Origin of the sequence: Spongiactinospora gelatinilytica, from assembly GCF_003236385.1 — a bacterium.
Taxonomy (GTDB): Bacteria; Actinomycetota; Actinomycetes; order Streptosporangiales; family Streptosporangiaceae; genus Spongiactinospora; species Spongiactinospora gelatinilytica.
Map to the genome: position 1 here is coordinate 1 of NZ_POUA01000291.1, position 10,124 is coordinate 10,124.

The following is a 10,124-nucleotide window of genomic DNA, read 5'->3' on the forward strand; positions in this document are numbered from 1 at the left end:
GACGCACACAGCGCACCCCCCGGACTCCCCCGCCGCTGTCCTTCCCACGCGACAATGACGGCAATCGCCGGGCAGCCCGACCTTTTCCAGATACCGCGCCAAGCCCCACAAAGCATCGAGCCCCACACAGCATTAAAGGGTGTTCTCACCCGCACCGTCGCGGGCGAGAACACCCTTTACATCGAGCCGCGTCACGGCCGCCGGCGGCCGCGACGCGTCCCTGTACCCCCCGGAACCCTGACGCCGCGAACCCCTTCCGGCGATCCGGATCCCCTTGCCGCCCGCCGTAGCGGGCGTCGCGTATTCAGAGTGACCCATCCGGCTTGCAGAACACTTGAAAAAGACTTGCCGCCTTCGTCGCCGCTCGCGGCATCTGCCGCGTAACCAGGGACTTCGCACCCCAAAGGCGGAGATTTCAGTCTTTCTCGGCCCCCGCGCCGACGCGATCCTGGGACGACGGGCTGACCCTGCGCACCACCACCGTGCTGATCCGGTTGCGCCGCCCGGCCAGGCTCTCCGCCGTCAGGCGCAGCCCGGCGACCTCCGCCTCCGAGCCCGCGATCGGCACCCGGCCGAGCGCATGCGCCAGCAGCCCGCCCACGGTCTCGACGTCGTCCACGTCGATCTCCCGGCCGAACAGGTCGCCGAGGTCGCTGACCGGCAGCCGCGCGGTCACCCGTACCGACCCGTCGGGCAGCGGCTCGACCCGCGGGGCCTCCTGGTCGTACTCGTCGGTGATCTCACCGACGATCTCCTCCAGCACGTCCTCGATGGTGACGAGCCCGGCCGTACCGCCGTACTCGTCGATCACGATGGCCAGGTGGATCTGCCTGGCCTGCATCTCGCGCATCAGCTCGTCGATCGGCTTGCTCTCCGGGACGTAGGTCGCCGACCGCATCAGCGAGTCGATTCGCTGCCTGCCCCCGGCCTCGCCCGCCTCGTGGACGCGGCGGACGATGTCCTTGAGGTAGGCGATGCCGATCACGTCGTCCTCGTTCTCGCCGACCACGGGGATGCGCGAGAAGCCGCTCCGCAGCGCCAGTGAGAGGGCCTGGTCGAGCGTCTTGCCGCGCTCGATGAAGACCATGTCGGTGCGCGGGACCATGACCTCGCGGACGAGGGTGTCACCGAGCTCGAAGACCGAGTGGATCATCTGGCGCTCGTCGGGCTCGATGACCCTGCGCTCCTCGGCCAGGTCGACCAGGTCGCGCAGTTCGGCCTCGGAGGTGAACGGCCCCTCGCGGAAGCCCTTGCCCGGGGTGAGCGCGTTGCCCAGCAAGATCAGGAGTTGCGGCAGCGGGCCGAAGATCCGGGTCAGGCCGTACACGATGGGCGCGGAGGCCAGTGCGATGGGCTCGGCGTGCTGGCGGCCCAGCGTACGCGGCGAGACGCCGACGATCACGTAGCTGACCAGGATCATGGTGGCCGCCGCGACGGCGTAGGCGCCGCCCTCGTCACCGAGCAGGTCGATGAAGATCAGCGTGGCGATCACGGTGGACCCCAGCTCGCAGCTCAGCCGGAGCAGGAGCAGCAGGTTGAGGTAGCGCGGCGGGTCGGCGACGATCGCCCGCAGGCGTGCCGAACCGCGCCGGGAGTCACGGACGAACTCGTCGGCCCGTACCCGGGAGATCCGCGCGAGCGCGGTCTCAGCGCTTGCGATCAGGCCGCCGATCACTACCAGAACGACGGCCGAGAGCAACCACCCGTTGGCGGCACTCACCGTTCCGGCCGCACCTCCCGCCACGACTTGAGGAGCTCATCCTGTAAACCGAACATCTCGGCGTGTTCCTCCGGCTCGGCGTGATCGTAGCCGAGCAGGTGCAGGATGCCGTGCGTACACAGTAGTTCGAGCTCCTCCTTCGCGCTGTGCCCGGCCTCGGCCGCCTGCTTGGCGGCCACCTGCGGGCACAGCACCACATCTCCGAGCAGCGCCGGATCGGTGGCGGCGCCGTCGTCGCGACGCCCGCCGCCGGACCCGGGGCGCAGCTCGTCCATCGGGAACGCCAGCACGTCGGTCGGACCGGGCTCGCCCATCCACTGCTCGTGGAGCTGGGCCATCGCCGGTTCGTCGACGACGACCAGAGACAGCTCGGCCAGCGGATGGATGCCCATCCGCGCCAGTACGTGACCGGCCAGGCCGACGAGCGCGGACTCGTCGACCTCGACGCCGGACTCGTTGGCCACCTCGATGCTCATGATCGCCCCCGTGGGCGCTTGGCGCCCTTGATCGCCGCGGGCTCGCCTTGGCGCACGGCGGCGTCGTAGCGGCCGTAGGCGTCCACGATGTCGCTCACCAGCCGGTGACGGACCACGTCGGAGCTGGTCAGCGTGCTGAAATGGATGTCGGTGATGCCGTCGAGGATCTCCCTGACCACCTTCAGGCCGCTCTCCGTGCCGCCCGGCAGGTCGATCTGGGTGACGTCACCGGTCACCACGATCTTGGAGCCGAAGCCCAGCCGGGTGAGGAACATCTTCATCTGCTCGGGCGAGGTGTTCTGGGCCTCGTCGAGAATGATGAAGGCGTCGTTCAGAGTGCGCCCGCGCATGTAGGCCAGCGGGGCGACCTCGATCGTGCCCGCCGCCATCAGCCGGGGGATCGAGTCGGGGTCGAGCATGTCGTGCAGCGCGTCGTAGAGGGGGCGCAGGTAGGGGTCGATCTTCTCGTAGAGGGTGCCCGGCAGGAAGCCGAGCCGTTCACCGGCCTCCACCGCGGGGCGGGTGAGGATGATCCGGTTGACGTCCTTGTTCTGGAGCGCCTTGACGGCCTTGGCCATCGCCAGGTAGGTCTTGCCGGTGCCGGCGGGGCCGATGCCGAACACGATCGTGTGCTTGTCGATCGCGTCCACGTAGCGCTTCTGGTTGACGGTCTTGGGCCGGATGGTGCGCCCGCGGGAGGACAGGATGTCCAGAGACAGCACCTCGGCGGGGCGGTCGGAACTCATCCGCAGCATGGCGATGCTCCGCTCCACCGCATCGACGGTGAGCGGGGTGCCGCCGCGCAGCAGCTCGATCAGCTCCTCGAACAGGCGCACCACGGCGCCGCTCTCCTCGGGGCTGCCGGTGATGGTTATCTCGTTGCCGCGGACATGGATGTCGGCGCGGAAGGCGCCTTCGATGACCTTGAGCAACTCGTCCCGCGACCCGAGAAGGCCGACCATCGCATAGTCGTCGGGGATGACCACCTTGGCCTGGGTCTTGGCCAGGGCCGGTACGGGGCTCTTTGATCGTGATTCGTTAAGCTCGGACATGGGCAGGCTCGCGGCCTGATCGCCTCCCGGTTCGGACAGCGTTCTCATCCGTAATGGTAGCCCGGAAGCCCCCGCTCGCGCTCAGCCGTTTTTCGCCCGCCCACTCCGCGGGTGCGCGCCGGGCTCAGCCCGGCGGCCAGCGCAGATCGCGCCCGCCCAGCACGTGCAGGTGCGCGTGGAAGACCGTCTGGCCGGCGGCGGCCCCGGTGTTGAAGACCAGCCGGTAACCCTCCTCGGCCACGCCCTCCTTGCGCGCGATCGTGCGGGCGGCCTTGAGCATCTCGTCGGCCAGCCCCTCGTCGGCGTCGGCCACCGCCCCGGCGTCGGCGTGGTGGCCCTTGGTGATCACCAGCACGTGCGTCGGGGCCTGCGGGTTGATGTCGCGGAACGCCAGGGTGCGGTCGGTCTCGTGGACGATCTCCGCTGGGATCTCCTTGGCGACGATCTTGCAGAACAGGCAGTCGGTCTCCACGGCCAATACCCTAGCGGCAGCCGCCGTTGCCAATCGGTAACCCGTGGCGGGCTGCAAGCAAAGATTCGGCCGGATATTGTGTCTGTGCAACACTTCTGCGTAAGAAACAATCGGGCGAGGCCACCGGCGAGGACACGACTGGGTCATGCCCCCAAACGAACCGGATGAGCGTAGTAAACCCTCCGCGAAGGCCACGCGTCCTATTGATGTGACCACCGAGACCCTCGTGGCCGACAGGTCGCTCGGGGCAGTGCCCGTCGGGTGGGACGCCGACATGGCCGTGACCGCGCTGTACAGCGCGCACTATCGGTCACTTGTGCGTCTCGCCGTGTTGCTGGTCCGCGACAACGCCACCGCGGAGGAAGTGGTTCAGGACGCCTTCGTGGCCCTGCACGGCGCCTGGCGCAGACTCCGCGACACCGACAAGGCCCTCGCCTACCTGCGCCAATCGGTCGTCAACAGATCGAGATCCGTGCTGCGCCACCGCGCGGTCGTGGAGAAGTACGCGCCCAAGGGCCTGCCGGACGCGCCGAGCGCGGAGAACGGCGCGATCGGCGAGCTTGAGCGGACCGCGGTCATCGAAGCGCTGCGAAGTCTGCCGACCCGCCAGCGAGAAGCCCTGGTTCTACGGTATTACGGTGACCTGTCCGAGGCTGAGATCGCCAACGCGATGGGCATCAGCAAGGGCGCGGTGAAGAGCCATACGGCCCGCGGCATGGCCGCCTTACGTACCGTGTTGGAGCAATTGTCATGACCGAGTCCCCCGACGAGTACGACGATCTCTTTCGTCGTGTGCTTCGCGCGGAGGCGGACGAGGTCGTTCCCTCCCCCGACGGCCTGGAGATCATCCGCGCCCGCATCGAGCACAAACGCGGGCACGGCCGCCTGATGTGGTGGCGCGCCGCCGCCTCGGTGGCCGGCGCGGTACTGGTCGCCGCCACCGTCGTGATCGCCGTGCCGCAGTTGCGCGGCGGCGATGCCCAGGAGCAGTCGGTCGGCCTGACCGAGACGACCCGGACCCCGCCGACGATCAACGCGACCTCGCGCGGCCCCAAGGCGCCGCCGCAGGCCACGAGCGTGCCGCCGGCGCCCCCGAGCCCGACGCGGATCAGCGCGGCCCCGCCGGCCACCAAGACGCCGGATCGCTCGAAGTCGCCGACGCCGACCCCGTCGGACAAGGAGACCTGCCCGACGCCCAACGGCGACCCGACGGCCGACCGGCCCGAGCCGCCGCGGCCCAAGTCGTCCGGCAAGGGCGCCGACTGCCCCTCCAAGGCGAGCCCGACGCCGACGACCGCCCCCACCACCGCGCCGACGCCGACCGAGAGCGAGCCCACACCGAGCGGCCCGTGCCCGCCGGAGGAGTGCCCGCCGTCCGATCCCGACCCGGCCCCCACCGAGGTGGCCAGCCCGCTGTCCAGCGGATTCGGCACCAACACCGCGATCGAAGACTGACCGCGCCGGGTCACCAGCGCCCGGTGCGGGCCGAGAGCAGCGCCGCGGCCACGACCCCGGCCGTCGATGTGCGCAGCACGGTGGGCCCGAGCACGGCGGGCACCGCCCCGGCGGCGCGGAAGCCGTCGATCTCCTCGTCGGTGATCCCGCCCTCGGGCCCGACCACGACGACGATGTCACCCTTGGCGGGCGGGCTCATCCCGGACAGCGGCACGCCCGCCTCCTCGTGCAGCACCACGCCCAGCGCCGCCCCGGCCAGCAACGCCGCCACCTCCGGCGTCTCGGCCTGGTCGGTCACCTCGGGCAGCCGGAACCTGCGGGACTGCTTGCCGGCCTCCCTGGCGGTCGCCCGCCAGCGGGCCGCGCCCTTGGCCGCGCGCTCGCCCTTCCAGCGGGTGACCGACCGCGCCGCCGCCCACGGCACGATGACGTCGACGCCCGCCTCGGTCATCATCTCGACGGCCAGCTCGCCCCGGTCGCCCTTGGGCAGGCCCTGGACGACCACCAGGCGCGGCTCGGCCGCCGGCACTTCGTAGCGCCGACGTACGGCGAGGCGCAGGGCGTCCTTGCCGACGTCGGTCACCACGCACTCGGCGACAAGGCCGAGGCCGTCGGTGAGATCGACCCGCTCGCCGACGCGCAGCCGCCGTACGGTGGCCGCGTGGCGGCCCTCCTGGCCGCCGAGGTCGATGGTGTCCGCCGCGAGCCGCTGCGTCTCGGCCAGGAAGACCGGCACCGTCATGGCCGCGACCGGCTCATCGGCCGTTGAAGGCGTCGCGCAGCCGCGCCAGGAAGCCCTGCTGCCCGGGGGCGAACTTGCCCGGCGGACGCTCCTCACCGCGCATCCTGGCCAGCTCGCGCAGGAGGTCTTCCTGCTCGGGGTCGAGGCGGCTGGGCGTCTCGACGTTGAAGTGGATCAGCAGGTCGCCGCGACCGGTCTCGTTGAGGCGCTGGACGCCCTTGCCGTACAGGGGGATGACCTGCCCGGACTGCGTGCCGGGGCGCACGTCGAGGTCCTCCTTGCCGTCGAGGGTCTCGACGGTGAGCACCGTGCCGAGCGCGGCCGCGGTCATCGGGATCTGCACGGTGCAGTGCAGGTCGTCGCCGCGCCGCTCGAAGATCTCGTGCGGCTTCTCGACGATCTCCAGGAACAGGTCGCCGGGCGGGCCTCCGCCCGGGCCGACCTCGCCCTCCCCGGCGAGCTGGATGTGCGTGCCGTCCTCGACGCCCGCGGGGATGCGGACCTTGATCGTACGGCGGGTGCGGACGCGCCCGTCGCCCGAGCACTCCTGGCAGGGGTGCCGGATGATGGAGCCGTAGCCGCCGCACTGCGGGCACGGTCGCGAGGTCATGACCTGGCCCAGGAAAGACCTGGTGACCTGGGAGACCTCACCGCGGCCCTGGCACATGTCGCAGGTGTCGGGGTGGGTGCCGGCGGACGCGCCCGACCCCTGGCACACCTCGCAGACCACGGCCGTGTCGACCATCAGCTCGCGGGTGGTGCCGAAACACGCCTCGCGCAGGTCGAGCTCCACGCGGATGGTCGCGTTGCGCCCGCGCCTGGCCCGCGACCTCGGAGCCCGGGCGCCGCCCGCGGAGCCGAAGAAGGCGTCCATGATGTCGCTGAACGGGAACCCCGCCCCGAAACCGGCGCCCGCTCCCGCTCCCGCGCCGGCGTAGGGGTCGGCGCCCAGGTCGTACATCTGCCGCTTGCTCGGATCGGACAGGACCTCATAGGCCTGGGTGACCTCTTTGAACCGCTCCTGGGTGGCCGGGTCGGGGTTCACGTCCGGGTGCAGCTCGCGGGCCAGCCTGCGGTAGGCCTTCTTGATCTCCTCCGCACTGGCGTCACGGCGAACCCCGAGGGTGCCGTAGTAGTCGCTCTTAGCCACTTATCGAACCTCTTCGGCCTCTTATGATGCAGTCAGGATCTGGCTGACATAGCGTGCCACCGCGCGAACCGCGCCTATGGTCACCGGGTAGTCCATACGGGTCGGCCCGAGCACGCCGAGCCGGGCGAGCTGCTTGTCACCCGAGCCGTAACCGGCCGCCACGATCGAGGTGCCGCGCAGGCCGGTATAGGGGTTTTCCGAGCCGATCCGCACGGTGATCGCGGAGGTGTCGGTGGTCTCACCGAGCAGGCGGATCAGCACCACCTGCTCTTCCAGCGCCTCCAGGACCTCGCGCAGGCCGATGGTGAAGTCGGCCGCCGCGAGGTTGGCGGCACCGGCGATGACCAGCCTCTCGTCGTGCCGCTCGACCAGCGTCTCCAGCAGCACCGAAAGGATGGTCACCATGCTCGAACGGTCTTCGACGGGCACCCGGTCGGGCAGGTCGGCCACGGTGTCGGGCACCTGGGCCAGGCCGCACCCGTCGAGGCAGGCGTTGAGCACGGCCCGCATGTGCGCGATCCGCGAGTCGTCGATCACATCGGGCAGCTCGATGACCCGCTGCTCGACCCGCCCGGTGTTGGTGATCAGGACCATCATCACCCGGCGCTCGGTCAGCGGCACCAGCTCGATGTGCCGGACCGTGGAATGGCTCAGCGCCGGGTACTGGACCACCGCGACCTGCCGGGTGAGCTGTGCCAGCAGCCGGACGGTGCGGGTGACCACGTCGTCGAGGTCGACCGCGCCGGCCAGGAAGGTCTCGATCGCCCGGCGCTCGGCCGCGGACAGCGGCTTGACCTGCGACAGCCGATCGACGAACAGCCGGTAGCCCTTGTCGGTCGGCACCCGGCCCGCGCTCGTGTGCGGCTGGGTGATGTACCCCAGCTCCTCCAGGGCCGCCATGTCGTTGCGCACGGTGGCCGGGGAGACGCCGAGGTTGTGCCGCTCGGTCAAGGCCTTCGATCCGACCGGCTCGTTGGTCGAGACGTAGTCTTCGACGATGGCGCGGAGGACCGCGAGCTTTCGGTCGTCGACCAACGTGCTCACCTCCCTGCCATCCGCGTCGGTCCCACTCGGGAACGACAGCGCTGGCACTCTGTGTTCCCGAGTGCCAAGTGTACGGCCACCGTGCGCGGGGTGCGATAACACGGGCGGGTAAGATCCTCCGCCCCGGGCGGAGAAGCCCGAGCGGGGGCTTCGGACGATGGCCGGCGCGTGGTCGCGACGCCGTCGGACGCCGCTTTTGCGATCGTCTTTGCTAGCGTCGGCGGACATGTACGGGCGTGACGTGCTCGCCGGAAACTGGCGACGGCCGAAAAAGGGACAGATCCCTCAGGTGCCCGCCGAGCGGGACCTGGTGGTGGAAGATCCCGACAGCGGGTTCTGCGGCGCGGTGGTGGCCTGCGACAAGGAGGCGGTCACCCTGGAGGACCGCTTCGGACGGCGCCGGGTGTTCCCGCTGACCCCCGCAGGGTTCCTGTTGGACGGCAGGCCGGTGACCCTTGTACGGCCCGCCGCGTCCGCGGGCGGACCGGCGCGCAGCGCGTCGGGGTCCATCGCGGTCCAGGGCCTGCGCGCCCGCGTCGCCAGGGAGAGCCGGATCTACGTCGAGGGCGTGCACGACGCGGCCCTGGTGGAGAAGATCTGGGGGCACGACCTGCGGGTGGAGGGCGTGGTCGTGGAGTACCTGGAGGGGGTGGACGACCTGCCCGCGATCGTCGCGGAGTTCGGCCCCGAGCCGGGCAGGCGCCTCGGGGTCCTGGTCGACCACCTGGTGACCGGCTCCAAGGAGAGCCGGATCGCCGCCGCGATCGACTCGCCGCACGTGCTGGTGGTGGGCCACCCGTACGTGGACGTCTGGCAGGCCGTCAAGCCCGCGGCGGTGGGCATCCCGGCCTGGCCCACGGTGCCCCGGGGCACGCCGTGGAAGGAAGGGGTCATCGCGAACCTGGGGTGGCGGCTGGATTCCGCGGAGGCGTGGCGGCGCATCCTGGGGTCGGTCACCGGCTACACCGACCTGGAGCCCGAACTTCTCGGCCGGGTGGAGGAACTGATCGACTTCGTGACCGCGGCGCCGGGCGACGACTGATCTCCTGGCTCGCAGTGACCGGGTGGCTCACACGATCAGGTCGCGGATCAGGGCGTCGGCGAGGAGGCGTCCGGGCAGGGTGAGGACGATCTGGTCGTTTCCGGCCAGCGCGCTCTCGTCCAGGAGCCCCTCGGCCATGGCCCGGTGCACCGCCGGGCGGGCCGCCGGGTCCACCTCCGAGAGCGGGTGCCCGAAGGAGAGCCTGAGCTGGAGCATCAGCCGCTCGACGGCCTGGTCGGAGGGGTCCAGGACCTCGCGCGCGTGGGCGGGCGAGACGTCCTTTGCCAGGCGGGCGGAGTAGGCGGCCGGGTGCTTGACGTTCCACCAGCGGGTGCCGCCGACGTGGCTGTGCGCGCCCGGGCCGACGCCCCACCAGTCGCCGCCGGTCCAGTACAGCAGGTTGTGCCGGCAGCGGGCGGCCTCGGAGGCGGCCCAGTTGGACACCTCGTACCAGGCGAAACCGGCCGCGGTGAGCAGTTCGTCGGCGATCAGGTAGCGGTCGGCGGCCACGTCGTCGTCGGGCATCGGCAGCTCGCCGCGGCCGATCCGGGCGGCCAGCCGGGTGCCGTCCTCCACGATGAGCGAGTAGGCCGAGACGTGGTCGGGGCCGGCGGCGAGCGCCGCGGTGAGCGAGGCGCGCCAGTCTGCGTCGGACTCGCCCGGCGTGCCGTAGATGAGGTCCAGGTTGACGTGCTCGAAGCCGGCCGCCTTCGCCAGCCGTACGGCCTCGGCGGCGCGGCCCGGCGTGTGCCGCCGGTCCAGCACCCGCAGGACGTGCTCGCTGGCGCTCTGCATGCCGAAGCTCATCCGGGTGAACCCGCCCTCGCGCAGTACGGCCAGCGCGGCGGCGTCCACCGACTCGGGGTTGGCCTCGGTGGTGACCTCGGCCCCTGGGGCCAGCCCGAACTCCCCGTCGATCGCCCGCAGGACCCGCACCAGGTCGGCCGGGGGCAGGAGGGTGGGTGTGCCGC

The 10,124-nt window shown here is 71.0% G+C and carries 11 protein-coding genes; 3 read left to right on the forward strand and 8 right to left on the reverse strand.

What is annotated here, in order from left to right; genetic code table 11:
• Positions 1-415: 415 nt before the first annotated feature.
• From C1I98_RS28505 to C1I98_RS28520, 4 genes are all read right to left on the reverse strand, one after another.
• Positions 416-1,720 (reverse strand): hemolysin family protein, encoded by a 1,305-nt coding sequence (locus C1I98_RS28505; RefSeq protein ID WP_111170488.1) that lies wholly within the window; start codon positions 1,718-1,720, stop codon positions 416-418.
• Positions 1,717-2,196 (reverse strand): rRNA maturation RNase YbeY, encoded by a 480-nt coding sequence (ybeY, locus tag C1I98_RS28510; RefSeq protein ID WP_111170489.1) that lies wholly within the window; start codon positions 2,194-2,196, stop codon positions 1,717-1,719. Before ybeY ends, C1I98_RS28505 begins: the two co-directional genes overlap by 4 nt.
• Positions 2,193-3,248 carry a PhoH family protein gene (locus tag C1I98_RS28515; protein WP_111170490.1) on the reverse strand — a complete coding sequence of 352 codons (1,056 nt, stop codon included), beginning with the start codon at positions 3,246-3,248 and terminating at the stop codon, positions 2,193-2,195. Before C1I98_RS28515 ends, ybeY begins: the two co-directional genes overlap by 4 nt.
• Before the next feature lie 124 nt (positions 3,249-3,372).
• Positions 3,373-3,726 carry a histidine triad nucleotide-binding protein gene (locus tag C1I98_RS28520; RefSeq protein WP_233508272.1) on the reverse strand — a complete coding sequence of 118 codons (354 nt, stop codon included), beginning with the start codon at positions 3,724-3,726 and terminating at the stop codon, positions 3,373-3,375.
• Between the two features lie 268 nt (positions 3,727-3,994).
• On the opposite strand from C1I98_RS28520, the gene C1I98_RS28525 reads away from it, so the two are divergent.
• Both C1I98_RS28525 and C1I98_RS28530 read left to right on the forward strand, forming a co-directional pair.
• A complete protein-coding gene (locus tag C1I98_RS28525; protein WP_111170496.1) occupies positions 3,995-4,474 on the forward strand; it encodes a SigE family RNA polymerase sigma factor in 480 nt (159 codons plus the stop codon).
• Positions 4,471-5,175 carry a hypothetical protein gene (locus C1I98_RS28530; RefSeq protein ID WP_111170492.1) on the forward strand — a complete coding sequence of 235 codons (705 nt, stop codon included), beginning with the start codon at positions 4,471-4,473 and terminating at the stop codon, positions 5,173-5,175. Before C1I98_RS28525 ends, C1I98_RS28530 begins: the two co-directional genes overlap by 4 nt.
• A 10-nt stretch (positions 5,176-5,185) precedes the next feature.
• Here C1I98_RS28530 and C1I98_RS28535 read toward each other — a convergent pair whose 3' ends face one another.
• From C1I98_RS28535 to hrcA, 3 genes are read right to left on the reverse strand one after another with little or no spacing between them, the layout of a single operon-like run.
• Entirely contained in the window at positions 5,186-5,917 is a 732-nt protein-coding gene (locus tag C1I98_RS28535) for a 16S rRNA (uracil(1498)-N(3))-methyltransferase (RefSeq protein WP_111170493.1), read from the reverse strand.
• 13 nt (positions 5,918-5,930) lie between these two features.
• Positions 5,931-7,067, reverse strand: coding sequence for a molecular chaperone DnaJ (gene dnaJ, locus C1I98_RS28540; protein ID WP_111170494.1), 1,137 nt, complete (start codon positions 7,065-7,067; stop codon positions 5,931-5,933).
• A gap of 21 nt (positions 7,068-7,088) precedes the next feature.
• Positions 7,089-8,102 carry a heat-inducible transcriptional repressor HrcA gene (gene hrcA / locus C1I98_RS28545; protein WP_111170497.1) on the reverse strand — a complete coding sequence of 338 codons (1,014 nt, stop codon included), beginning with the start codon at positions 8,100-8,102 and terminating at the stop codon, positions 7,089-7,091.
• 235 nt (positions 8,103-8,337) lie between these two features.
• Between hrcA and C1I98_RS28550 the strand changes: the two genes are divergently transcribed.
• Positions 8,338-9,153: a DUF3097 domain-containing protein gene (locus tag C1I98_RS28550; RefSeq protein ID WP_111170495.1), complete on the forward strand. Its 816-nt coding sequence runs from the start codon at positions 8,338-8,340 to the stop codon at positions 9,151-9,153.
• Between the two features lie 27 nt (positions 9,154-9,180).
• Here the strand turns inward: C1I98_RS28550 and C1I98_RS28555 are convergent.
• Positions 9,181-10,124 (reverse strand): coproporphyrinogen-III oxidase family protein (locus C1I98_RS28555; RefSeq protein ID WP_111170498.1); only part of this gene is annotated, 944 nt, incomplete at its 5' end.

Excerpts from the sequence above, each read along its gene's own strand:
- C1I98_RS28525 (WP_111170496.1), top strand. The coding sequence starts at position 3,995 with ATGGCCGTGACCGCGCTGTACAGCGCGCACTATCGGTCACTTGTGCGT.
- C1I98_RS28535 (WP_111170493.1), bottom strand. The coding sequence starts at position 5,917 with ATGACGGTGCCGGTCTTCCTGGCCGAGACGCAGCGGCTCGCGGCGGAC.
- C1I98_RS28530 (WP_111170492.1), top strand. The coding sequence starts at position 4,471 with ATGACCGAGTCCCCCGACGAGTACGACGATCTCTTTCGTCGTGTGCTT.
- C1I98_RS28515 (WP_111170490.1), bottom strand. The coding sequence starts at position 3,248 with ATGTCCGAGCTTAACGAATCACGATCAAAGAGCCCCGTACCGGCCCTG.
- C1I98_RS28550 (WP_111170495.1), top strand. The coding sequence starts at position 8,338 with ATGTACGGGCGTGACGTGCTCGCCGGAAACTGGCGACGGCCGAAAAAG.
- ybeY (WP_111170489.1), bottom strand. The coding sequence starts at position 2,196 with ATGAGCATCGAGGTGGCCAACGAGTCCGGCGTCGAGGTCGACGAGTCC.